Genomic DNA, 22104 nt, shown 5'->3' with positions numbered 1-22104 from the left:
ATCCGTAGTATGCTTCGTCCAAGGGCAGCGGACTCCGGTTAACTTCTGGATTGGATTCGCAAGGGCATTCGGCTACGGCTTGCCCTTGTCGGTCGAGCGTTGTATGATACAAAGAGTTATTAACCGTCGGGAAAGGGGACAGTTCGGTGCCGACGCCAAGCATGGAAGATTATCTCGAACGCATCTACAGACTGATCGACGAGAAGGGATACGCGCGAGTATCCGATATCGCCGAAGGACTGGAAGTGCACCCCTCGTCCGTGACCAAGATGATTCAGAAGCTGGACAAGGATCAATATTTGATTTACGAGAAGTACCGGGGACTTATCCTCACGAGCAAAGGAAAAAAAATCGGAAAGCGGCTCGTCGATCGGCATCACCTGCTCGAATCGTTCTTGAGCGTGATCGGCGTGCAGCATGAAAATATTTACCGCGATGTAGAAGGGATCGAGCACCATCTGAGCTGGGACTCCATCACCTGCATCGAGACGCTGGTCGAATATTTTAACCGTGACGATGCGCGCCGAGCTGAGCTGATGCGCATTCGTACCGAATTGGATACCGAATGACGGGAGAGGACGCGGCGGCGTCCTTTTTTGTTCCGCTCGAAGGAGAATAAGAAGGATATTCGGCATCGGTCTGCGCTGCCATTTTCCTGCATAAGCTGGCTGTAGCCGGCTTAGAGCGGACGGAGGTAGCCTGATGCAATTGAAAATGATCAATGCGGTTTTCGAGGGCGGCGGGGTCAAAGGAATCTCGCTTGCCGGCGCGGTGAGAGCAGCCGAGTTGAACGGCTACGGCTTTAATCAGGTGGCCGGCACCTCCGCAGGAAGCATCGTGGCCGCTCTGGTCGCGGCGGGTTACAATGCATCTGAAATGAAGATGATCATCGACGGCACGCCTTTTTCCGCGTTTTTAAAACGGGCGCCTATTTTTAACGTCAAGCTCATCGGGCCTGCCGCGCGTCTACTCATGTTCAAGGGACTTTACAGCGGGGACGCGCTCGAGGCATGGGCCGAAAAATTGCTTGCGGCGCGCGGGATCCGAACGTTCGGAGACTTGCCTCCGGGTCGCCTGCGCATCGTCGCATCGGACATTACGAACGGCAAAATTCTCGTTTTACCGGACGATATCGCCGATTATGGGATGGATCCCCGCGATTTGGGCGTGGCCCAGGCGATTCGGATGAGCGTGAGCATTCCTTACTTTTTCGATCCCGTCATCGTACGCAGCGCCTATGCTTACCGTCCGTTCAAGCGCGCTAAGCGTCACGGCAAACATTTGGTCGCGCACGGGTCGTATATCGTTGACGGCGGACTGCTCAGCAATTTTCCGCTATGGTTGTTCGAGGAGCCGGAGGCGAAAGGGCCGCTATTGCCCGTCGTCGGCTTTCAAATGGTCGGCAGGCCGAATCCGAAAGGCCACCGGATCAGCGGGCCGTTTACGATGTTCTACGCCATGTTCGAAACGATGCTGAGCGCTCACGACGAGCGCTACATCGAGAAAAACAACCGCGTGCGTACGATCAAGATACCGACGCTCGGCGTACGAACGACGGATTTTCACTTGTCGGACGCGCAAAGCGAAAGCTTATATCAATCTGGACTGGATGCGGGCGGCGAGTTTTTTGATTTGTTCGATTATCGGACGGGAATGTGCCCGCCCGACCTGCCGAATATCCATCCCCATCCCCATACGCAGTCCGGGCCAGGCGCTCCCAAGGTTCGATTTGGATATGGCAAGCCGGCCGAGCGGCCAATTAAAAAGGATTGAGGCGGGTAGCCTCAATCCTTTTTTTCGCATCGGCGTCAGTGATAAGTCGGCGGTTCATCGTCGCGGCCTTTATTGCCCTCGATCACCCGGAAGGGCGAGGAGCTGCGCCGCGGTTTGGCGGCGGTTTCCTTGGTTTGCTGGCGCTTCTTGCTCTGCGCCGCCGCCCTTTGGTAATCCGAGCGGGCGGATCCGCCGCGGCTCCAACGGGCCGGAGGGAATTTGTATAAGAGCCATATGATCGCGATGAGGACAACGGGAACGATAAGCGTCTGTCCGCCGTTCAAGATGCTGGACGCGATTCCGATGGCGACCAGCACCAGGAACGCGACGAACCAGGTTGGCATTCGATTGCGTTTGCGCATTGGTGTCCCTCCCGTTGAAGTTGAATTTATACGGGCCGAATCTCGCGGTCGAGCTCCCGCATGCGATTGAACGAAGCGATGGATACGGCTACCTGATCGTCGTTCGGTTCCTTGGTCGTCAGCAGTTGAAGCCACAAGCCGGGGTAACCGAGCACGCGCAGTCCCGGAATATCGCGTGCCGCGTTCGTCCAGCGAAGCACCTCGTAGGAGATGCCGATCACCACGGGCAGCAGGGCGATGCGAATCCAGATGCGTTCCCAGATCGTGTCCCAGTGGAAAATCGGGAACGAATAAAGCACGACGCCGACAATGACCGTGAAAACAAGAAAGCTGCTGCCGCAGCGATAATGAAGGCGCGTAAATCGCTGGACGTTTTCGACCGTGAGATCGACGCCCGCTTCATAAGCGCTGATCACCTTGTGCTCCGCGCCATGATACTGGAACAGGCGTTTGATCAGAGGCGTCTTGGAGATAAACCAAAGGTAAAAGAGCAACAATGCGATCTTGATGACGCCTTCCAACAGGTTATGCAGGATCATGCTGCTAAATACGCGGGCGAACAGAAACTGTTCGAGCAGCGCAGGAACGGTCGTGAACACGAGCTTGCCGAAGACGAACGACAGCACGCCTACGACGGCCACGCCCAGCACCATGGACAGGCTCCATTTTTCTTTTTCCTTCGGCTTCTCGGCCGCCTCCGGCTGCGTCTCGTCCTCCGCGTACGCTTCGGCCGAGAAGTTCAGGTGCTGCGAGCCTTTGGCCGAAGATTCGACGATGCCGACAATGCCCCGGATAAAAGGAATCCGCTTCAGCATCGCGAGCACCCGGCTCTGCTGCTGCTTGCGGGGAACTTCAAAAAAAGCGATCTCTTGGTTCTTACGCCGCACCGCGGTCACGTGGACGTTCCGTCCGGCGAACATGACGCCTTCGATCACGGCTTGTCCTCCATAAATGGAGGTCGGTTGTTCTGCCAAACCATTCACCATCTCTCGCTGAATCTCTGGAAGCTCGAGGCTTCGAGTATGTTCCTATTTTACAGGATAAGGGCTTGCATTGCCACATGATCCGGCTGTCCTCGACTAGCGCTTTGGCAGGAAGCCCATACTATGCCGTACAAACGGAAGCTTCCGAAAGGACGGTGCAATATACATGGAAAACACAACGAGCAAGAACCGGAGCACGGGGCGCACGACTCATCCCGCCGTCTATTGCCTGACGCTCGGACTAAGTGCCGGCTTGATCTGGGGGATGCTGCGCTGGCTTACCGTCGCGATGAATCTGACCAAGGTGCCGCAGGCTTTTTTGGCCGACCCGTTCATCAAGCGGGAACGTCTGGATACGACCGCATGGCATTGTACCGGCCTGGTGCTATTTGTCGTCATGTCCATCGTAGCCGCTTATTTGTACTGGTTGATTCTCGGCAAATTGAAGGGGCCATGGCCGGGGTTGTTTTTCGGGGCTGTATGGTGGGCGTTACTGTTTTTGTGGATCGGGCCGATGACGGGTGCCGTGCCGACCTTCAAGGAAATCGGTCTTGGAAGCATATTTACGGAATGCGCCTTATATTTGCTGTGGGGCCTTTTTATCGGTTATTCGTTTGCGTTCGAATTCCACAACGAATCCGCGCGCGAGCCGAAGAGCGCGGGCGGGGGGGAGGGCGGGCAGGAGAGCGGCAGTTCCGGCGATCCGCAGCCTGCCTGACCGTAGTATCAAAGCGGCCGCGTGTAGCAACGCCTTGGGCCGTTATGATACAATGACTGATGAATTTATTGCTGAAAAACAAGGAAGGAGTGCCGGACTTGCCCAGTATCCTGGTTTTGAACGGACCGAATCTGAATATGCTCGGCGTCAGGGAGCCGGGCGTGTACGGCACCGCTACACTGGCCGACATCGAGCGCAGCCTGAGGGAGACGGCCGATCGCGAAGGGGCTTCTCTTTCCTTTTATCAATCGAATCACGAGGGCGGATTGCTCGATGAGATGCATGCGGCCTTCGGGCGGCACGATGGCATCCTGATCAATCCGGGCGCCTATACGCACACAAGCATCGCGCTGCGCGACGGGATTGCCTCCGTCGGGCTTCCGACCGTCGAGGTTCACTTATCCAACATACATAAGCGCGAGTCTTTCAGGCATACGTCAATGCTTGCGCCGGTGTGCGTCGGCCAGATCGCGGGCTTCGGCGCGTATGGCTACGAGCTCGGCTTGCTTGCGCTTCTGCGGCATCTGCGGCAGGGGGTCCGACCTTAAAGGTACAGGAAGGAGATGCGATAAATGAGCGAAGCTAGAATCGCAAAGTTAAGAGACGAGATAAACCTTCTCGGCGGCGACGCCATGCTTGTGACGAGCGGGCACAACCGGCGTTACCTGACGGGATTCACCGGCACCGCGGGCGTCGTGCTGATCACGGCAACAGATGCCGTGCTGTTCACGGATTTCCGCTATACAGAGCAAGCCAGCGCCCAGGCCGACGGCGTCGAAGTCGCGGAGCATCCGCCGACCGGCTATTATGAACGGGTCGCGGAGCGACTGCGCAGTGCGGGCGCCGAGCGATTGTTGTTCGAGGACGGTACGGTCAGCTACGCGGCTTATGCATTGCTGAAGGAACGGCTGTCGCCGGTCGGGCTTGTGCCCGCAGGCAAAGCGCTTGAACGGCTTCGCGCCGTCAAGGACGCTTCGGAGCTTGCGGTCATTCAAGAAGCCGCCGACATTGCGGACCGGACGTTCTCGCATATATTAGGCTTTCTCAAGCCGGGCGCCAAGGAGTCCGACATCGCCCTGGAGATGGAGTTTTATATGAGGAAGCTGGGCGCCTCGGGCACCTCGTTCGACACGATCGTCGCTTCGGGCGAGCGCTCCGCGATGCCGCACGGCGTGGCGAGCGACCGGATCATCGGAGCCGGCGAATTCGTCACGCTTGATTTTGGCGCATACTACAAGGGATACTGCTCGGATCTGACCCGGACGGTCGTCGTGGGACCTGCGACGGATCGCCACAGGGAGATTTACGGCATCGTGCTTGAAGCCCAGCTGCACGCGCTCGCGCATCTGAAGCCGGGAATGACCGGACGGGAAGGCGACGCCTTGACGAGAGATATCATCACGCGGTATGGTTATGGAGATCAATACGGCCATAGCACCGGTCACGGGATCGGACTCGAGATTCACGAGGAGCCGCGGCTCAGCTATTCGGCGCCGGATACGATTTTACTCCCGGGTCATGTCGTCACGGTCGAACCGGGTATTTACGTACCGGGCTTCGGCGGCGTACGGATCGAAGACGACGTCGTTCTGACGGATGACGGGATTAAAATACTTACGCGTTCCCCGAAGGAACTGATCGTTCTGGAATAGGGAGCCACGTTCCTACAGGAGGGAATTTAGCAGTGATTTCCGTTAACGATTTTAAGACAGGCCTTACCATTGAAGTGGACAACGATCTGTGCACCGTTATCGACTTCCAGCACGTCAAGCCGGGCAAGGGCGCCGCATTCGTCCGCTCCAAGCTGAAGAACCTGCGCAACGGCAACGTGATCGAGAAAACGTTCCGAGCCGGCGAGAACGTCGTCCGCGCCCATATCGAGAACCGCGCCGTGCAGTACCTGTACAATTCCGGCGCCGAGTATACGTTTATGGACAACGAGACGTACGACCAGTTCAACCTGGACAAGAAGCAGCTCGAGTGGGAAGTCAACTTCCTGAAAGAAAACATGACGGTTAACATCACCAGCTACCAGGGCGAGATTCTCGGCATCAACCTGCCGAACAACGTCGACCTGAAGGTTATCGAGACCGAGCCGGGCATCAAGGGCAACACGGCGACCGGCGCCACCAAGAATGCGAAGCTCGAGACGGGCCACAACGTTCAAGTGCCGCTTTTCATTAACGAAGGCGACGTGCTGCTTATCAATACCACCGAAGGCAAGTACATCTCTCGCGCCTAAGACTCGACAAAATCCTCCTCGTCCTTCCCGGACTGGAGGATTTTTTTTCGTTTCTGGGCCGTCGGCCTTATGCTATAATATATTGCTGTATGCACAGTGTAGATGAGGAGTGGAACCGCTTTGTCCTTATTCGTGATGAAATTCGGCGGCAGTTCGGTCGGGACCACGGAGCGGATGCAGCGCGTGGCCCAGCGGATTATCGACAAAAAGCTGCAGGGTCATCGCGTCGTCGTCGTTGTGTCCGCTATGGGCGATACGACCGACGATCTGATCGACAAGTCCAAGGAATTAACCGACAATCCCCCAGCCAGGGAAATGGATATGCTGCTGACGACCGGCGAGCAGATCTCGGTCGCGCTGCTCGCGATGACTATTCATAAACTCGGCCATGAAGCCAAATCGTTCACGGGTTGGCAAGCCGGCATCGTGACCGAGTCGGTGCACGGGAAGGCTAGAATTTCCGAGATTACGCCGACGCGTCTGAATGCTGCGCTGGACGCCGGCAACATCGCGATCGTCGCGGGCTTCCAGGGCATGACGGAAGACGGCGAGATTACGACGCTCGGTCGCGGCGGTTCCGATACGACGGCCGTAGCGCTCGCCGCAGCGATCCAAGCGGACGTATGCGAGATTTACACCGACGTGGACGGCATCTATTCCACCGATCCCCGCGTCGTAAAAAACGCGCGCAAGCTTGACGTCATCTCGTACGACGAGATGCTGGAGCTCGCCCATCTCGGCGCGGCGGTGCTGCACCCGCGCGCGGTCGAATACGCGAAGCACAATAACGTTCATCTTGTAGTGCGCTCGAGCTTTAACCAGAATGAAGGAACGCTCGTGAGGGAGGAAGCGGCAATGGAACAAGGCGTCGTCGTAAGCGGCATCGCTTTTGATAAAAATGTAGCCCGTATCAGCATCGTAGGCGTAGCCGATATCCCGGGTGTATTGGCGAAAATCTTCGGGGCGCTGGCAGACGAGTCGATCGACGTCGACATCATCGTACAGAGCGGCATTTCGAACGGCAAGGCGGACTTTTCGTTTACGGTGTCCCTGGCGGACCGGGCGCGCGCGCTCGGCGTTATCGAACGCGTACGCGAGGAGGTGCCTTACGACGAGGCGACCTACGAAGAGAACCTTGTTAAAGTGTCCATCGTCGGCGCGGGCATGGTCTCGAACCCCGGCGTGGCTGCCAAGATGTTCGACGTGATCTCGAAGACGGGCGTCAGCATCAAGATGGTCAGCACGTCCGAGATCAAGTGCTCTTGCGTCATCGCGGCCGAGCCGCTGAACGAGGTCGTGCGCGCGCTTCACACCGCATACGGGCTCGACACGGCGGATGCGGCTTTCGTTGGCGGACCTCAGGACCGTCGCTAATCCTGTCAAGCATCTTTTAGCACTTTAAGTGTATATTGGATATTTCTAGCGCTTTTGCTAAGCTTGCATTAGCAAAGGTCCCTGCCTCCTTCCGACCCTATGGAGGTTATACCTGTCGAATTGCAATTTGTTTTTGTCGTCGGCGGTATTATCCATCATAAGGAGGAAGCGAGTTTGAGCGAGCAGGTGCTGGAGACGATTTTGGTAGAGTTGAAAGGGATGTCGCGGCGGTTCGATGCCATCGATCAGCGGCTGGACGGCATGGACCGGCGGTTCGATGCCATCGATCAGCGGCTGGACGGCATGGACCGGCGGTTCGATGCGATCGATCAACGGTTGGACGGCATGGATCGGCGGTTCGATGCGATCGATCAACGGTTGGACGGCATGGATCGGCGCTTCGACGTCCTGGAGACGACATTAAACCAGGTGGCGACTGCCGTCATGGACACGAACGAGCGTCTTGCGAAGGTCATGGACGTTCAAGAGGAGCATGCGATCGCGATCGATTCGCTGCAGACCGAGCAGTCCAGGCAAGGCAAAGCGATCGAGGCGCTCGCCTTCCGCGTGCTTGAGCACGATACGGAGATCAGGGCTTTGAAGCGAGCGAAATAGCAGGAACTTATGGCAGACCCGTCCGGCAGCGGACGGGTCTTTTTGCGTTTCAAATGAATCTCTCATTTTTCGCAGAGATAGGCAAGTTGTCCGTGTTCGCCGCATAGCGTATTACCACGGACATGATTCGATTTATCGAAAGGAGGTGAGAGCGGCTTGGATAAATCCGTATTCAGCATGGCGCTGCTCCGGATTTTGTCCGGGAGCATCGAATTGACGGCGGCGCTGGTCATGCTGAAGCTCAACGACGTCACCAAGGCGCTAAGCGTAAACGCGATGCTGGCGCTGGTCGGACCGCTGATTCTGATCTCTACGACGACGATCGGCCTTGTCGGCATGTCGGACAAGCTTTCTCCCGTCAAATTAGTCTGGATCGGCGCGGGAGTCGCATGCCTCTTGATCGGCATTCTCAAAAAATAAGCGGGCCGTATCGCCCAATCTATTAACGAAAAAAGAGATTTACCAAGCATAAAAGAGATGTGTCCAAGCATATGCATGGAAGAGCGAAGGACAACTTGCTTATGCCGGAAAGGGGGAGGACGCTTGTCGCTGCCGTTGCTGGAACTGTTCCCCGCCGGTCTGCGGGGGCGGCTGGAGAAGCTGCCGGAGTCGGTGCTGCTGTCGCTCGAAGAGATTCGCGTCAGAGAGGGAAGACCGCTTGAGATCGGCTTCGCCGGCGGCTCGGCATTCGTTTGTCCGCAAGGGAAAACCGCATCGGACAGCGCCGAAGCCTACCGCCCGACCCGCGAAGACTGCAGGGCTTTGCTGGAACGCGTGACCAACCATTCGTTATATGCAGTCGAAGAAGAGCTTCGGCGAGGCTATGTGACCGTCGCCGGCGGCCATCGGATCGGACTGGCAGGACGCACGGTGCTTGAAGGCGGACATGTGCGCCATCTGCGGGACGTCGCGAGCTTCAATGTCCGGATCGCTAGGGCGCGCACCGGCTGCGCGTCGAGCCTGCTGCCCGAGCTGCTGGATCCGGTCGCACGCACCGTCAAGCACACCTTGATCGTATCCGCGCCGCAGCAGGGCAAGACCACGCTGCTGCGCGATCTGGCCCGCTCGATCAGCGCCGGGCAGTGGTATCACCCCCAGGCGCAGCGCTGGGGAGGCCGCAAGGTCGGCGTCGTGGACGAGCGCTCGGAGATAGCGGCCTGCGACCGCGGCGTGCCGGCATTCGATCTCGGTCCGCGCACCGATGTGCTCGATGCTTGTCCAAAGGCCGAGGGGCTCATGATGCTCGTGCGATCGATGTCGCCGGAGGTCGTCGTAGCCGATGAGATCGGCCGTCCGGAGGATGCGTACGCGCTCAAGGAGGCGCTGCATGCCGGCGTACGGGTCGTCGCGACGGCTCACGCGCTCGACCTGCGCGACGTGTTTGCGAGGCCCGTGCTGGCGGAGCTCGCAGCTGAAGGCATGTTCGGCGCCTATGTCCTGCTGTCCCGTTCAGGCGGCATCGTGAGACATCGCGTCGTCGGCGCGGAAGAGGCGGAAGCGGAGGCGCGCAAGTCCGCCGGCTGCAGGTCCGTGCCGGTCATCCGGTCGCCGAACGGAGACGGGGTGCGCCATGCTTAAGCTGGCAGGCGCGGCGCTCATTCTGTTCGCGGGCACGATGATCGGCTTCATGCAAGCCGCTAAGTTCGCGCAGCGGCCCAGGCAGATCCGGCAACTGCTCCATGCGCTGCAGCGGCTGGAGACGGAGATCGGCTACGGTCAGACGCCGCTGCCGGAAGCGCTCTCCCGGATCGCGGCTGCGTTGACCGCGCCGGTGTCTGCCCTGTTCGCGGAGGCGTCCGTCCGTCTGGCCTCGGGAACCGGCGAAACGGTGTCGGACTGCTGGGAACGGGCTTTCAAGGCAGGCTGGCCGGCCACTTCGATGCGGCCGGCGGAGCGGGATACGATGCTCAGGCTCGGGGAGACGCTCGGCGCGAGCGGCGCGGAGGACCAACTGAAGCATCTGAAGCTGGCGATGCATCAGCTGCAGGCGGAAGAACAGGCGGCACGCGAAGACCAGCAGAGATACGAGAAGCTGTGCCGAAGTCTGGGAGTGCTCACGGCCGCCCTGGTCGTCATTCTCATGATGTAGTAGGGGGCCGTATTCATGAATATCGACGTGAGCACGATTTTCCAGATAGCGGGCATCGGAATCATCGTCGCGATGATTCACACCGTGCTCAAGCAGATGAACAAGGAAGACATGGCGCACTGGGTTACGGTGATCGGTTTCGTCGTCGTGCTGTTTATGGTCGTCCGGCTGCTGAACGATCTGTTCCAGGAGATCAAGACGATCTTCCTGTTCCAGTAGGCGGCCGCCTATGGACATCCTGCAGATCGTAGGCATTGGATTGTTGACGGCTATCCTGATTCTCGTCATCCGCGAACAGAAGCCGATGTTCGCATTTCTGCTGGCGACGTTTTTCGGCATCGCGATTTTCCTCGCGCTGATCGGCAAGATCGGCGGCGTCATCACGATGATCGAAGAACTGGCCGACCGCTCCGGTATCCAGTCCGTGTACCTCAAGACGATGCTCAAGATCATCGGCATCGCCTATATCGCCGAGTTCGGCGCCCAGATCGTCCGCGACGCGGGACTCGACAGCATCGCCTCGAAGATCGAGTTCGCGGGAAAAATGCTGATCCTCGTCATGGCGGTGCCGATCATCAGCATCATCATCGAGACGGTGCTCGGATTGCTGCCGGCAGGGGGAGGGGCCTGAGAATGCGACGTACAGGATTGCTCGAGCGCCGGACGGGCTGGATCCCGTTTATCCTGCTTATGTGCGCCATGCTGCTGTCCTTCTGGCCCCGACCTGCCGATGCTGCCGAGCAAGAGGGACGCCAAGCCGCCGCCGGCGGCACGCCGCGCGCGGAGGCCGTCATTGCGCCGGATAAAGACGGCACCTACGGTATCAACGGCTCAAACGGCTCAAACGCTACCGATCCCGGAGCGCTGTCCGACGAGCTGGCAAAATCGCAGACCGAAGATCTCAGCCTGGGGCAGATCGAGCAATTCTGGAACAAGCTTAAAAACGACTACGGCGGATATTTTCCGGAAGGCGAAGCGCCTACGCTTCGGGAGCTCATGTTTCCGAAGGACGGCGAAGGGTGGAGCGTGAAGGATGTTCTGCTGGCCCTGGCGCGGTTTTTCCTTCACGAGGTGCTGTACAGCGGCAAGCTGATCGTCACGATCGTGCTGCTGGCCATCTTCACGATGCTCCTGGAGACGATGCAGAGCGCGTTCGAACGCCAGGCCGTCAGCCAGGTCGCCTATGCTATCGCCTATATGGTCCTGCTTATTATCGCCGTTAACAGCTTCCGGACGGGAGCGGGCTACGCGGCCGACGCGATCGCGGGAATGGTGCAGTTCATGCTCGCGATGGTACCGCTGCTGCTTACCTTGCTCGCCAGCACGGGGGGCGTGACGACAGTCGCCGTCTTGCATCCGGTTATCGTGTTCATGGTCCACTCGATCGGTACCGTCATCCACCTTGTCGTGTTTCCGCTTTTGTTCTTCTCGGCGGTTCTGCATCTGGCCAGTACGGTATCCGAGCGGTTCAAGGTAACGCAGCTAGCCAATCTGCTCCGTACGGTAGCCGTCGGACTTCTCGGGGCGATGCTGACCCTGTTCCTGGGCGTGCTGTCCATCCAGGGCGCTACGGGCGCGATCGCGGACGGCGTCGCGCTTAGGACGGCGAAGTTCGTTACGGGCAACTTCGTGCCGGTCGTCGGACGCATGTTCTCGGACGCGGCGGATACCGTGTTGTCGGCAAGTCTGCTCGTCAAAAACGCGGTCGGCCTCGCCGGCGTCGTCATCCTGATTTTTCTGTGCGCCTTCCCGGCCATCAAGATTTTGACGCTGGCGCTGATCTACCGTTTGTCCGCGGCGGTGCTCCAGCCGCTCGGAGACACGCCGATCGTGCAGTGCCTCCAGGTCATCGGCAAAACGCTCGTCTACGTGTTCGCCGCCCTCGCTTCGGTAGGCCTGATGTTTTTTCTGGCGGTGACGATTGTGCTGACGGCGGGCAACGCATCCATTTTGATGAGATAAGCCGGACGGCGGCACTGAAGGGAGGCGACTACCGTGGTGGAAGCGCTCGGCGGCTGGCTTCGGCAAGTCGTGGCGGCAGTCCTTCTGGCAGCGCTGATCGACTTGCTGCTTCCGAACCGAACGATGCAGCGGTACGTGCGTCTCGTGGCGGGACTGTTCATCCTGCTGACGCTGGCCGGACCGCTGCTCTCCTGGATCCAGGGAGACATGGACGTCAAGCTGGCTGCAGGAATCGAGTGGGCGGAGCGGGAGCCGTTAGACGGCAATAACGGAAGCCAGCTCGAGGCCATCATGGCGGAAGCCAAACGGATCGGAGCCGGAAGGGACGAACAAGCCGCCAAGCTTGCCGTATCCGGACTCGAAGCTCAGATCAAGGCCGCGGTGGAGCAGGAAGAGAACGTGAAGGTCGATTCGGTCGAGGTTCGGGCCGAGCCGGCACCGGACGGGATGATCGCAGTGGAAGCGGTAAAAGTGCGCCTCGCGGCTTCGGAAGCGGAGATTACGGCGGATAGCGGCGAACCGATCGCCGAGGTGGAGTCGGTCTCGCCGGTCGTCGTCGATATCGAAGTCGGCGAGGGGACGGACGGAAGCGGCGAGACCGAGAGCGATCTGGCGGTGCACGCTGCCGCGCAAGAGCAGGAAGCGGCGGACGGCGGGCGCGACGGTCGGATCGCGGCGCTCATCGCCGGACGGTTCGGTATCGGGACGGCCAAGGTCGAGGTTGTCGTTCCGGGCGGATGACAGGAGGGAGCGAGGGAAATGGCCAAGTGGCTGCACAAGCTGGAGACCTATATCGGAGGCGGACCCGGCGGCCCCAAGCGGGTGAAGACTTTTCGCTGGCTCATCTTGATCGGGCTTGTCGGCGCCGCTCTAATCCTGGCTTCCTCGTTCATCAAGATGAAGCCCGTGACGCCCCCGAGCGGGGATGGCGCCGTGTCGCCGGGAGACGGAGACAAGCCGGCGCAGCAGGAGACGTTTCTCGGCACGGGAGAAGGCAAGGACGACCCTTTCGCCGAGATCGAGACGCAGCTGGATATCCGGTTGAAAGAAATGCTCGAGAAAATCGCCGGCGTCGGTACGACCGACGTCATGGTGACGGTCGATTCGACGGAGGAGACAGTCGTGCAGCTGAACGAGAAGAAAACCCAGCAAATTACCGACGAAACGGACAAAAACGGCGCCAGACGCCATATCTCCGATGTCACGCAAGACGGGCAGGTCGTATTATACGAGGTGTCCGGCGGCAAATCGCCCATCGTCATCAAGAAAATCAAGCCTCGGCTAAGAGGCGTGCTGATCGTGGCGAAAGGGGCGGAGAGCCCGACCGTTCGCCGGATGATCTCGGAGGCTGTCGCATCCGGCTTGGACGTACCCATTCACCGCGTGTCGGTCATGCCGCGTACGGCGAAGTAAGGAAGATCCAGTCAAGACCAATTCCCAATATGCAGGAGGTCAAAAACAAATGAATAACAAACGGCAAACGATCTGGCTCGTCTCGATGCTCTCGCTTATGGTCATTCTTTCCGCCTACTACCTGTTCACCGAAGATGTAACGCAGCCCGACCGCACGGCGCAGGAACAGAAGCTCGCTACGGACGCGACGGGCGTGACAGGCGCGGCGAAGGACGACGGCATCGAGATTACGTCCGTCGACGGCGCCGGAGGCCTGAGCGACGACGGCGCGGCAGCCGCCAGCGGCGGAGCCGCGACGGGCAAGGATGCGGCCGCATCCCCCGACGCTTCTGCGGCCTCGGACAAAGAAACGGCGGCATCCGCTGGCGCCTCGGCCGGCACCGATAAGGAAGCGTCCGCTTCTCCGGACGCCGGCAAGGACGGACAATCCGCGGTATCGCCTGCCGACAAAGAAGTGCTGAAGGGCATGAACAACCTCTCCGCGCGCGAACAGTTCGACCAAATTCAGCTCGAACGCGAGCAAGCGGCGTCCAAAGCGTATGAAGATCTGGATAAAGTTCTCGCAGACAGCTCCAAGACGCAGGAGGAGGCGGCTTCTGCGGCCGAAGAGCAAGGCCGCATCACGGCAACCGAAGAGCGCATCGCAAGCCTCCAGGACAAACTCGTGTCCGACTACGAGAACGCGGTCGTCAAGCAGGATGGCGGCAAGTTCGAGATCATCGTGCAGGCGGACGCGCTCGACTCGAAGCAGGCGGTCAAGATCGTCAAGCTCGCTACCAAAGAGCTGAGCGTAACGCCGGATGCCGTGTCCGTTCAGTTTATCCAGTAATACGAATCGGCGCGCCGGGCATACCGGCCAGGAGCCGGCCCGCGGGCCGGCTCTTTCCATTTCTTTCGATTATGTTATAATGAGTCCGTTATGGGTACGTACAGGCTTTGCTATTCATACGAAGACAAGATCGGGCCGTACACCGGCTCAGTATGAACGGCGGCTTGCTTTTATTGCCCTTTGAACGAGGGCGGCGAGGCCGCTTGGATTTCATACGGCAAATGAGACAGCCAAGGAGCGTAGGGCGAATATGTTCAAACTTAGCGAAATCAAGGAATTAATCAAACTCGTGGATCAAACCTCCGTGCATGAGCTCGAGATCGAAAACGAAGGCGCGAGAATCTCCATCCGCAAACCCGGACGCACGGAGGTCGTGAACGTGCAGACGGCAGCTTCGGTTCCCCATACATACGTGCAGGCGGCCCCGTCTCCTGCGGCAGCAGCGGCGCCGGCCGAAGCGTCGACGCCTGCCGGACGCGACCTGTCGGGCCTGCACCAGATCGTATCGCCGATGGTCGGCACGTTCTATCGCGCGCCGTCTCCGGACGCGCCGTCGTTCGTTAACGAAGGCGACAAGGTTCACGACAAGACGGTCGTGTGCATTCTCGAAGCGATGAAGCTGATGAACCCACTCGAAGCCGAAGTGAAGGGCGAGATCGTCGAAGTACTGGCGCAGAACGGCCAGCTCGTCGAATTCGGGCAGCCGCTGTTCCTCGTCAAACCGGAATAACGCGCGCTATTTCCGGCCCGCACCAGGCGGCCGGAACTACGAAGGGGGACTTGTGCTTTGAATATCCATAAGATTCTGGTGGCCAACCGCGGCGAGATCGCCGTGCGCATCATCCGCGCCTGCCGCGAGCTGGGCATCTCCACGGTGGCCGTATATTCCGAAGGAGACCGCGAGTCCCTTCACCTTAAGCTTGCGGACGAAGCTTATTGCATCGGACCGATCGCTTCCAAGGACAGCTATCTGAATCTGACGAACATCATGAGCGTCGCTACGCTTACCGAATGCGACGCGATTCACCCGGGCTACGGGTTCCTTTCCGAAAACGCCGATTTCGCGGATATTTGCGAGACGTGCAATATTGTATTCATCGGCCCGTCCGCCGAAGCGATCAGCCGGATGGGAGACAAGTCGGTCGCCAAGCAGACGATGAAGGACGCGGACGTACCGGTTATTCCCGGCTCCGACGGGCTCGTCGAGGATATCGACGAGGCGATCCGCGTCGCGCGGGAGATCGGTTATCCGGTCATTATCAAGGCGACGGCTGGCGGCGGCGGCCGGGGTATACGCATCGCCGAGGACGAAGTGATGCTCGTACGCGAGATCTCGACCGCGCAGCAAGAGGCGCAAAAGGCGTTCGGCAATTCCGGCGTGTATCTGGAGAAATACTTGACGGGCATGAAGCACGTCGAGATTCAGATCATCGCGGACAAGCACGGCAACGTTTGCCATCTTGGCGAGCGCGATTGCTCCGTGCAGCGCCGCCGACAGAAGCTGGTCGAGGAAGCGCCTTGTCCGGTCATGACGCCCGAGCTGCGCGAGCGCATGGGCACGGCGGCCGTGCGCGCGGCGCGCGCCGTCGACTATTCCGGCGCCGGGACGATCGAGTTCCTGCTTGGGCCGGACGGCAACTTCTACTTCATGGAGATGAACACCCGAATCCAGGTCGAGCATCCCGTCACCGAGCTCATCACGGGCATCGATCTGATCAAAGAGATGATCTCCATCGCCGAAGGCCGTCCGCTCAGCTTCACGCAGGAAGAAGTCCGCTTCGACGGCTGGAGCATCGAGTGCCGCATCAACGCCGAGGATCCGGATCGCGGATTCATGCCTTCTCCGGGCAGAATCAGCTTTTATCTGCCGCCGGGCGGTCCCGGCGTGCGCGTGGACAGCGGCGCATATCAAGGCTACATGATCTCGCCTCATTACGACTCTATGATCGCCAAGCTTATCGTATGGGGACCGACGCGCGATGAAGCGATCGCGAGAGCCCGCAGGGCGCTCGGCGAGTTCATGATCGAAGGGATCAAGACCACGATTCCGTTTCATCTTAAACTTCTCAATCATCCGATTTTCAACAAAGGCACGTTCGATATCAAGTTCCTCGAGGAGCATGACGTGGACGCGCCGTACGGCGAAGAAGCCTAAGCTTCCGGGGCCGGCCGATGGACAGGCGGGCGCGTTGCGCCTTCCTTTCGACGCCGGCAGGGAGGTTTGTCATAATTCTTGGCCTTTGCTATAGTATTAATAATGAAGGCCTGGCCGACGACAAGACGCGAGGAGGTGGACCAGCGAATGGAAACATTGGTGTCTGATTACGAGAAAACCGACATGGGGACCATCCAGATCGCACCCGAAGTCATCGAGATCATCGCGGGGCTGGCAACGGTCGAAGTGGAAGGCGTCGCAGGAATGAGCGGCGGCATCTCCTCGGGCATCGCCGAGTTGCTGGGGCGCAAGAATTTGTCCAAGGGCGTCAAGGTTGAAGTGGGTCAAAGAGAAGCGGCGATCGACGTATCGATCATCGTCGAGTACGGCAGGCGGATCACGGAGATCGCTTCGGAAGTTCAGCACGGCGTCAAGCGTTCGATCGAGACGATGACCGGCCTGAACGTCGTCGAAGTGAATGTTCATGTCCATGACGTGCTTTTTAAGCCTGCGGAGAAGATCGAAGAAGAAGATGCGCAACTGCGCGTGAGATGACGCCGGCGTTGCCGGACATGGCAGTCGTCTCTCTTGGAAGTGCGGGTGACGGCGCCTTGATGGCCTGACCTTACGAGGGAGGGCGCATCGGGCGCTTTTTCGACCATATAGGCTGTTCGACGCTTAGGATAGGTCCATGACAGGAGGAGTCGGTTACGTGTTCAAAGTATGGGACAGGCTGCTGCTATTCATTTATTCCTTGGCGATCGTCGTCGCCTCGGCGTTTGTCGTCGCGGTAGCGCTCGGCGCTTTTACGATGGAATGGCTGACCGAAGTCGTCGATCAGACGACCGGCGATTACCGGCCGCTTCAGATCGCCGTGATCGTCGTGGCTGCCGTGGTGATCCTGATCAGCCTGCGTTTCCTCGTACTGTCCGTCGGACGCTTGAACAGCACGGCGCCGACGATTAACCAGCGCACGGAACATGGCGATATCCAGATTTCCATCGAGACGGTGGAGAATCTGGCGCTTAAGGCGGCGTCCCGTTCGAAGGGCGTGAAGGATCTTCGCGCGCGCGTCCGGATTGCGGAGGCGGGGCTGCACATTACGATTCGCGCTTTCGTGGACGGAGAAGGTTCGATTCCGACGTTGTCCGAGGATATGCAGCGCACGGTTTCCCAGCAGATCGAAGAGACGACCGGCATTCCCGTTTCGGATGTGACCGTGTATATCGCAAATGTGACGCAGGCGCCGACGACATTCAAAAGCCGCGTGGAATAGGAGGCCTAGCCATCCATGTGGAGAATATGGTGGGACAATTACGGCGGCCGGACGCTTGGCGTCGCCGCTGGCATGCTTTGCGGCCTTATTTATTTAATCGTCGGATTCTGGGACATGCTGTTTTGCGCGCTGCTCGTCGGCATCGGCTTTGTCGTCGGCAAGCAGCGAGACGAACGGCGGGGCCCGCTTATTCAATGGGGCAGATTGACGGAATGGCTGACCGACAGGTGGCCGGGCGGACGTAGTTAAGACTTAATTCGGGAGGATTCATGAAGCGCAGATTGGCGAGAGAGATTGCGGTACAGAGCCTGTACCAGATGGAAATGAACGGCGTGTCGGTGCAAGAAGCCGTCGATGCCGTCATGGAAGAAGCGAAGGGCGACAACGAGATGGAGACGGAGGTCGCCGAGCTGGCGGCCGTGGACGGCTTCACGCGTGAGCTCGTATTAGGCGTGAAGTCAAATCAGGACGCGTTGGACGCCCAGTTGGCGGGGTATTTGACCGGCTGGCAGGTCGACCGGCTGTCCCGGGTGGACAGGCAAATTTTAAGATTGGCAGCCTATGAAATGAACCATCGCGAGGACGTGCCCGCCAAGGTCGCCGTGAATGAAGCGATCGAGCTTGCCAAGCACTTCGGCACGGACGAATCCGGCAAGTTCGTCAACGGCGTGCTGGGACGGTTGATCCGCGAGCGCGGTCAAACGAAAGGCAAAGATGCCGAAGCAGAAGAAGCCGGATCTGACTCCGCTGTTGAAGGAGAGGAAAAAGCATGAGCGCGCAAATCATTGACGGCAAGAAAATCGCTGGCGAGATCCGCCAGGAGATCAAGCGGGAGACCGAATCTCTAGCGGCGAAGGGCGTGCGCCCCGGACTCGCCGTCGTGCTCGTCGGCGAAGATCCGGCATCGCAAGTATACGTACGGAACAAGGCGAAGGCTTGCGAGGAGCTCGGATTTTACTCCGAGGTGCATCGCTTGTCCGCCGAGACGACGCAAGACGAATTGCTGGCGCTTATCGGCCGGCTGAACGCGCAAGCCGACATTAACGGCATTCTCGTGCAGTTGCCGCTGCCCAAGCATATCCAAGAAAAGGCCGTAATCGACGCGATCTCGGTGGAAAAGGATGTCGACGGCTTCCATCCCGTCAGCGTAGGCAATCTGCTGATCGGCGACGACGCGCTGCAGCCGTGCACCCCCTCCGGCGTCATCGAGCTGCTGAAGCGTACGGGCAACGAGCCGGCGGGCAAGCATGCGGTCGTCATCGGGCGCAGCAATATCGTGGGCAAGCCGGTGTCGATCCTGCTCCTGCGGGAACACGCGACCGTGACGATCTGCCATTCCCGCACGCCGGATCTGGCTGCGGTCGTCCGCGGCGCGGACATCGTCGTGGCCGCCGTCGGCGTGCCGAAGCTTGTTAAGGGCGACTGGGTGAAGCCTGGCGCCGTCGTCATCGACGTCGGCGTCAATCGACTGCCGGACGGCAAGCTCTGCGGCGACGTCGATTATGACGATGTCGCGCCGGTTGCCGGATGGATTACGCCCGTACCCGGCGGCGTCGGGCCGATGACGATCACGATGCTGATGCTGAATACGCTGAAGTCTGCCAAACAAGCGCACGGCATCGAATAGGACGGGGGCGAGTCCATGATGGATCAACCGGCCCGCGTACTTAGCATCAGGGACGTCAACCGCTACATCAAGATGAAGCTCGAAGGAGATCCCAAGCTTCAGGATATATGGCTGCGCGGCGAGATCTCCAATTTCACCCACCATTCGAGCGGTCATATGTACTTCACGCTCAAGGATGAGAGCGGACGGCTCAAGAGCATTATGTTCGCGTCTCACAACCAGCGCTTGCCATTCCGCCCCAAGGACGGCATGAAGGTCATCGCGCGCGGCGGCGTGTCGGTATACGAGCGGGACGGGCAGTACCAGTTTTATGTGACGGCCATGCAGCCCGACGGCATCGGCAGCCTGTTCCTCGCCTACGAGCAACTGAAAAAGAAGCTTCATGGAGAAGGGCTGTTCGACGAGGCTGCCAAACGGCCTATTCCTAAATATCCGAAAGCGATCGGCATCATTACTTCCCCGACGGGAGCGGCCGTACGGGATATCATCATCACGCTGCAACGCAGGCATCCGACGGTAGCGATCGTGCTGTACCCGGTATCCGTGCAAGGAACAGGCGCGGCGCCGTCGATCGTGAAGGCGATTCAGGCGATGAACCGGCTGGCGGAGACGGACGTGCTAATCGTCGGCCGCGGCGGAGGCTCGCTCGAGGAGCTGTGGGCGTTTAACGAGGAAGCGGTCGCGAGGGCGATTCGCGCGTCGGCGATTCCCGTTATTTCTGCTGTCGGCCACGAGACGGACTTCACGATCGCGGACTTCGCGGCCGATCTCAGGGCGGCTACGCCTACGGCTGCCGCCGAGCTGGCCGTACCTCATGTCAGCGAGCTGCAGGAGCGGCTTGGTCATCTGGAGCAGCGGATGGCGCGCTCGCTCGGCAGCCAGCTAGGCCGCGCCCGGGAGCGATACCGCCATGCCGCCAGGTCGCCGTATTTTACGCAGCCCAGGCGTTCGTTGCTGGCATCGGCGGAGCGGCTCGATCGGCTGCGGGACAGGCTGGGCTACCGGACCGGCGCACTCGTCGACCGCAGCCGGGAGAAGCTCGCGCGCCTGAACGGACGGTTGGCCGGCGCAAGCCCGACTGAGCAAGCGGTATACGCGCGCACGCGCAAGGAGTCCGCTGAAAAGGCATTGACCGCGGCAATGCGCGGTATCGTGCGGGACGGCCGGAGCGCCTTCGGCTCAGCGATCCGTCAGCTCGATGCGCTCAGCCCCCTGAAGGTCATGGCCCGCGGCTACAGTCTGACTTATGACGAAGAAGAGAAAAAACTGCTGCGCTCCGTGCGCGGGACGCAAGCAGGCGACAGGCTTGTCGTGAGGCTTGCGGACGGCAAGCTGACTTGCAGCGTAGCGGCGGTGCATGGGGAGGCGAATTCGAATGAGCAATGAATCGGAGACGGCGCTTTCTTTCGAGCAAGCGATGGAAAGGCTTGAAGGCATCGTATCCAAGCTGGAGAGCGGCGACGTACCGCTCGAAGCGGCGATCGAGCTTTATCAGGAAGGCATGGTTTTGTCCAGGCTGTGCGGACAGAAGCTGGAGCAGGTGGAACGCCGGATCGAAATGCTGATGGAGGACGGGGACGGCTTGCAGCGCAAACCGTTCACGCCGCAGCAGGGAGAGGCAAGCGGCAAAGGAGAGTAATCGAACAGGTGCAGACGGAAGAAATATCGGTCTATCTGGCGTCCCGAAAAACGATGGTCGAGCAAGCGCTCGAAAAGGCGATACCCGGGGATTGGCGCGTAAACGGACGGCTTAGGGAAGCCGCCATGTATTCGCTTGCCGCAGGCGGCAAGCGTCTTCGTCCGATTCTCGTACTGGCTGCGGCAGAGGCCGTGCGCGGCGACGAGCGGGCAGCGAGACTGGCTATGCCGTTCGCCGTCGCCGTGGAGATGGTGCATACGTACTCGTTGATCCACGACGATCTTCCCGCGATGGATAACGACGATTACAGACGGGGCATTCCGACCAATCACAAAGTGTTCGGAGAAGCGACGGCGATCTTGGCCGGCGACGGCTTGCTGACGCATGCTTTTTATGTCGCTTCCGAAGCTGCGGCGCTCGGCGTGCCGGCCGAGCGGGCGCTCGCCGTTGTCCGGGACTTGTCCCGGTTGGCAGGCTTTCCGGGCATGGTCGGCGGACAAGCCGACGATATGGAAGGCGAGCAAGGAATCACTTCCATCGGTCAGCTCGAGCATATTCACATGCACAAGACGAGCGATCTGATCGCATTCTCCTTGCGGGCGGGCGGGCATGCGGCCGGCGCGTACGACTTGCAGCTGGATGCGCTCGGACGCTTCGGCACCAACTTGGGCCTGGCCTTCCAGATCCAGGACGACATTCTGGATATTACGGGCGATCAGGACAAACTAGGCAAGCCCGTCGGCAGCGACCAGCGACAGGGCAAAGTCACTTATCCTTATTTGATCGGGCTTGACGAGAGCCGCAGGCGCGTCGCGGAGCTGACGGAGCAAGCGATCCATGCGGTCAGATCCGCGGAGCTCGCCGACAGCGGGCGGTTGGAGCAGATCGCCAAGCGACTGATCTCCAGGGACAATTAAGCACGAGCCGGTACGATTAAGCCGGCGCAACGAAGCATTTTCTCAGAGGCCTTCAGCAATCCGGGCCGAAGCGGAGATGCTTTTTTGTTGTTTGACGCGGCGGAAGGATGGGTAAAAATCGTCGACAGGT

Annotated in this window: 29 protein-coding genes; 27 read left to right on the top strand and 2 right to left on the bottom strand. The window is 59.6% G+C overall.

All coding sequences use genetic code 11. The features are described 5' to 3' along the window. Nucleotides 1-146 precede the first annotated feature (146 nt). A complete protein-coding gene (gene mntR, locus ACFOTD_RS12735) occupies nt 147-569 on the top strand; it encodes a transcriptional regulator MntR (protein ID WP_378119235.1) in 423 nt (140 codons plus the stop codon). Nucleotides 570-702: 133 nt separating this feature from the next. After that, on the top strand, nt 703-1773 hold the full coding sequence (locus ACFOTD_RS12730) for a patatin-like phospholipase family protein (protein WP_378119233.1): 1071 nt from the start codon (nt 703-705) through the stop codon (nt 1771-1773). A 35-nt stretch (nt 1774-1808) separates the two neighbouring features. Here ACFOTD_RS12730 and ACFOTD_RS12725 read toward each other — a convergent pair whose 3' ends face one another. Both ACFOTD_RS12725 and ACFOTD_RS12720 read right to left on the bottom strand, forming a co-directional pair. After that, the gene (locus ACFOTD_RS12725) at nt 1809-2135 is read right to left on the bottom strand and encodes a hypothetical protein (RefSeq protein WP_378119231.1); all 327 of its coding nucleotides are present in this window, start codon (nt 2133-2135) and stop codon (nt 1809-1811) included. 26 nt (nt 2136-2161) lie between these two features. Continuing rightward, nucleotides 2162-3121 carry a DUF1385 domain-containing protein gene (locus tag ACFOTD_RS12720; RefSeq protein WP_378119229.1) on the bottom strand — a complete coding sequence of 320 codons (960 nt, stop codon included), beginning with the start codon at nt 3119-3121 and terminating at the stop codon, nt 2162-2164. A 163-nt stretch (nt 3122-3284) separates the two neighbouring features. On the opposite strand from ACFOTD_RS12720, the gene ACFOTD_RS12715 reads away from it, so the two are divergent. The 25 genes from ACFOTD_RS12715 (at nt 3285) to ACFOTD_RS12595 (ending at nt 21974) form a co-directional block, all read left to right on the top strand. Continuing rightward, the gene (locus tag ACFOTD_RS12715) at nt 3285-3836 is read left to right on the top strand and encodes a YqhR family membrane protein (protein WP_378119227.1); all 552 of its coding nucleotides are present in this window, start codon (nt 3285-3287) and stop codon (nt 3834-3836) included. Between the two features lie 98 nt (nt 3837-3934). Then, nucleotides 3935-4384: a type II 3-dehydroquinate dehydratase gene (gene aroQ, locus ACFOTD_RS12710; RefSeq protein ID WP_378119225.1), complete on the top strand. Its 450-nt coding sequence runs from the start codon at nt 3935-3937 to the stop codon at nt 4382-4384. 24 nt (nt 4385-4408) lie between these two features. Continuing rightward, complete coding sequence (locus ACFOTD_RS12705; RefSeq protein ID WP_378119224.1) at nt 4409-5488, top strand: M24 family metallopeptidase; 1080 nt, start codon at nt 4409-4411, stop codon at nt 5486-5488. 32 nt (nt 5489-5520) lie between these two features. Next, nucleotides 5521-6078, top strand: a complete 558-nt coding sequence (efp, locus tag ACFOTD_RS12700; RefSeq protein WP_378119222.1) for an elongation factor P — start codon at nt 5521-5523, stop codon at nt 6076-6078. 120 nt (nt 6079-6198) lie between these two features. Next, complete coding sequence (locus tag ACFOTD_RS12695) at nt 6199-7452, top strand: aspartate kinase (RefSeq protein ID WP_378119220.1); 1254 nt, start codon at nt 6199-6201, stop codon at nt 7450-7452. Nucleotides 7453-7626: 174 nt separating this feature from the next. Further along, on the top strand, nt 7627-8067 hold the full coding sequence (locus tag ACFOTD_RS12690) for a hypothetical protein (RefSeq protein WP_378119218.1): 441 nt from the start codon (nt 7627-7629) through the stop codon (nt 8065-8067). A 156-nt stretch (nt 8068-8223) separates the two neighbouring features. Beyond that, complete coding sequence (locus tag ACFOTD_RS12685; protein ID WP_378119216.1) at nt 8224-8487, top strand: YqhV family protein; 264 nt, start codon at nt 8224-8226, stop codon at nt 8485-8487. Between the two features lie 123 nt (nt 8488-8610). Continuing rightward, complete coding sequence (gene spoIIIAA / locus ACFOTD_RS12680; RefSeq protein ID WP_378119214.1) at nt 8611-9645, top strand: stage III sporulation protein AA; 1035 nt, start codon at nt 8611-8613, stop codon at nt 9643-9645. Continuing rightward, the gene (gene spoIIIAB / locus ACFOTD_RS12675) at nt 9638-10156 is read left to right on the top strand and encodes a stage III sporulation protein SpoIIIAB (protein ID WP_378119212.1); all 519 of its coding nucleotides are present in this window, start codon (nt 9638-9640) and stop codon (nt 10154-10156) included. Before spoIIIAA ends, spoIIIAB begins: the two co-directional genes overlap by 8 nt. Nucleotides 10157-10171: 15 nt before the next feature. Next, a complete protein-coding gene (spoIIIAC, locus tag ACFOTD_RS12670) occupies nt 10172-10375 on the top strand; it encodes a stage III sporulation protein AC (RefSeq protein WP_090113099.1) in 204 nt (67 codons plus the stop codon). A 10-nt stretch (nt 10376-10385) separates the two neighbouring features. Further along, nucleotides 10386-10787, top strand: a complete 402-nt coding sequence (spoIIIAD, locus tag ACFOTD_RS12665; RefSeq protein WP_378119209.1) for a stage III sporulation protein AD — start codon at nt 10386-10388, stop codon at nt 10785-10787. Nucleotides 10788-10789: 2 nt separating this feature from the next. Further along, on the top strand, nt 10790-12118 hold the full coding sequence (gene spoIIIAE / locus ACFOTD_RS12660) for a stage III sporulation protein AE (RefSeq protein WP_378119207.1): 1329 nt from the start codon (nt 10790-10792) through the stop codon (nt 12116-12118). Nucleotides 12119-12151: 33 nt separating this feature from the next. Next, nucleotides 12152-12859 carry a stage III sporulation protein AF gene (locus ACFOTD_RS12655; protein WP_378119205.1) on the top strand — a complete coding sequence of 236 codons (708 nt, stop codon included), beginning with the start codon at nt 12152-12154 and terminating at the stop codon, nt 12857-12859. Between the two features lie 18 nt (nt 12860-12877). Continuing rightward, on the top strand, nt 12878-13531 hold the full coding sequence (gene spoIIIAG, locus ACFOTD_RS12650) for a stage III sporulation protein AG (protein ID WP_378119203.1): 654 nt from the start codon (nt 12878-12880) through the stop codon (nt 13529-13531). A 49-nt stretch (nt 13532-13580) separates the two neighbouring features. Then, on the top strand, nt 13581-14360 hold the full coding sequence (locus ACFOTD_RS12645) for a SpoIIIAH-like family protein (protein WP_378119201.1): 780 nt from the start codon (nt 13581-13583) through the stop codon (nt 14358-14360). Between the two features lie 250 nt (nt 14361-14610). After that, entirely contained in the window at nt 14611-15090 is a 480-nt protein-coding gene (gene accB, locus ACFOTD_RS12640; RefSeq protein WP_378119199.1) for an acetyl-CoA carboxylase biotin carboxyl carrier protein, read from the top strand. 57 nt (nt 15091-15147) lie between these two features. Then, the gene (gene accC / locus ACFOTD_RS12635; protein WP_378119197.1) at nt 15148-16515 is read left to right on the top strand and encodes an acetyl-CoA carboxylase biotin carboxylase subunit; all 1368 of its coding nucleotides are present in this window, start codon (nt 15148-15150) and stop codon (nt 16513-16515) included. A 147-nt stretch (nt 16516-16662) separates the two neighbouring features. Further along, nucleotides 16663-17070 carry an Asp23/Gls24 family envelope stress response protein gene (locus tag ACFOTD_RS12630; protein WP_378119195.1) on the top strand — a complete coding sequence of 136 codons (408 nt, stop codon included), beginning with the start codon at nt 16663-16665 and terminating at the stop codon, nt 17068-17070. A 157-nt stretch (nt 17071-17227) separates the two neighbouring features. Further along, nucleotides 17228-17791: an alkaline shock response membrane anchor protein AmaP gene (amaP, locus tag ACFOTD_RS12625; RefSeq protein WP_378119194.1), complete on the top strand. Its 564-nt coding sequence runs from the start codon at nt 17228-17230 to the stop codon at nt 17789-17791. Between the two features lie 15 nt (nt 17792-17806). Further along, on the top strand, nt 17807-18040 hold the full coding sequence (locus ACFOTD_RS12620; RefSeq protein WP_378119192.1) for a DUF2273 domain-containing protein: 234 nt from the start codon (nt 17807-17809) through the stop codon (nt 18038-18040). Nucleotides 18041-18060: 20 nt separating this feature from the next. Continuing rightward, on the top strand, nt 18061-18564 hold the full coding sequence (nusB, locus tag ACFOTD_RS12615; protein ID WP_378119190.1) for a transcription antitermination factor NusB: 504 nt from the start codon (nt 18061-18063) through the stop codon (nt 18562-18564). After that, on the top strand, nt 18561-19418 hold the full coding sequence (folD, locus tag ACFOTD_RS12610; RefSeq protein WP_378119188.1) for a bifunctional methylenetetrahydrofolate dehydrogenase/methenyltetrahydrofolate cyclohydrolase FolD: 858 nt from the start codon (nt 18561-18563) through the stop codon (nt 19416-19418). Before nusB ends, folD begins: the two co-directional genes overlap by 4 nt. Before the next feature lie 15 nt (nt 19419-19433). Continuing rightward, nucleotides 19434-20804 carry an exodeoxyribonuclease VII large subunit gene (gene xseA / locus ACFOTD_RS12605; RefSeq protein ID WP_378119186.1) on the top strand — a complete coding sequence of 457 codons (1371 nt, stop codon included), beginning with the start codon at nt 19434-19436 and terminating at the stop codon, nt 20802-20804. After that, nucleotides 20794-21057, top strand: coding sequence for an exodeoxyribonuclease VII small subunit (xseB, locus tag ACFOTD_RS12600; protein WP_378119184.1), 264 nt, complete (start codon nt 20794-20796; stop codon nt 21055-21057). Before xseA ends, xseB begins: the two co-directional genes overlap by 11 nt. A 53-nt stretch (nt 21058-21110) precedes the next feature. Continuing rightward, on the top strand, nt 21111-21974 hold the full coding sequence (locus ACFOTD_RS12595) for a polyprenyl synthetase family protein (RefSeq protein WP_378119506.1): 864 nt from the start codon (nt 21111-21113) through the stop codon (nt 21972-21974). Nucleotides 21975-22104 lie beyond the last annotated feature (130 nt).

This window comes from Cohnella sp. GCM10012308, assembly GCF_042649185.1.
Taxonomy (GTDB): domain Bacteria; phylum Bacillota; class Bacilli; order Paenibacillales; family Paenibacillaceae; genus Cohnella.
Note: the sequence above shows the minus strand (reverse complement) of the source record. Positions and strands in the feature narration are given on the sequence as shown.

Bases quoted from the DNA above. Each gene is read 5' to 3' on its own strand.
- ACFOTD_RS12730 (WP_378119233.1), top strand. From the start codon at position 703: ATGCAATTGAAAATGATCAATGCGGTTTTCGAGGGCGGCGGGGTCAAA.
- ACFOTD_RS12725 (WP_378119231.1), bottom strand. From the start codon at position 2,135: ATGCGCAAACGCAATCGAATGCCAACCTGGTTCGTCGCGTTCCTGGTG.
- ACFOTD_RS12720 (WP_378119229.1), bottom strand. From the start codon at position 3,121: ATGGTGAATGGTTTGGCAGAACAACCGACCTCCATTTATGGAGGACAA.
- ACFOTD_RS12715 (WP_378119227.1), top strand. From the start codon at position 3,285: ATGGAAAACACAACGAGCAAGAACCGGAGCACGGGGCGCACGACTCAT.
- ACFOTD_RS12705 (WP_378119224.1), top strand. From the start codon at position 4,409: ATGAGCGAAGCTAGAATCGCAAAGTTAAGAGACGAGATAAACCTTCTC.
- spoIIIAB (WP_378119212.1), top strand. From the start codon at position 9,638: ATGCTTAAGCTGGCAGGCGCGGCGCTCATTCTGTTCGCGGGCACGATG.
- spoIIIAC (WP_090113099.1), top strand. From the start codon at position 10,172: ATGAATATCGACGTGAGCACGATTTTCCAGATAGCGGGCATCGGAATC.
- spoIIIAD (WP_378119209.1), top strand. From the start codon at position 10,386: ATGGACATCCTGCAGATCGTAGGCATTGGATTGTTGACGGCTATCCTG.
- spoIIIAE (WP_378119207.1), top strand. From the start codon at position 10,790: ATGCGACGTACAGGATTGCTCGAGCGCCGGACGGGCTGGATCCCGTTT.
- spoIIIAG (WP_378119203.1), top strand. From the start codon at position 12,878: ATGGCCAAGTGGCTGCACAAGCTGGAGACCTATATCGGAGGCGGACCC.
- ACFOTD_RS12645 (WP_378119201.1), top strand. From the start codon at position 13,581: ATGAATAACAAACGGCAAACGATCTGGCTCGTCTCGATGCTCTCGCTT.
- accB (WP_378119199.1), top strand. From the start codon at position 14,611: ATGTTCAAACTTAGCGAAATCAAGGAATTAATCAAACTCGTGGATCAA.
- ACFOTD_RS12630 (WP_378119195.1), top strand. From the start codon at position 16,663: ATGGAAACATTGGTGTCTGATTACGAGAAAACCGACATGGGGACCATC.
- ACFOTD_RS12620 (WP_378119192.1), top strand. From the start codon at position 17,807: ATGTGGAGAATATGGTGGGACAATTACGGCGGCCGGACGCTTGGCGTC.
- nusB (WP_378119190.1), top strand. From the start codon at position 18,061: ATGAAGCGCAGATTGGCGAGAGAGATTGCGGTACAGAGCCTGTACCAG.
- folD (WP_378119188.1), top strand. From the start codon at position 18,561: ATGAGCGCGCAAATCATTGACGGCAAGAAAATCGCTGGCGAGATCCGC.
- xseA (WP_378119186.1), top strand. From the start codon at position 19,434: ATGATGGATCAACCGGCCCGCGTACTTAGCATCAGGGACGTCAACCGC.
- xseB (WP_378119184.1), top strand. From the start codon at position 20,794: ATGAGCAATGAATCGGAGACGGCGCTTTCTTTCGAGCAAGCGATGGAA.
- ACFOTD_RS12595 (WP_378119506.1), top strand. From the start codon at position 21,111: ATGGTCGAGCAAGCGCTCGAAAAGGCGATACCCGGGGATTGGCGCGTA.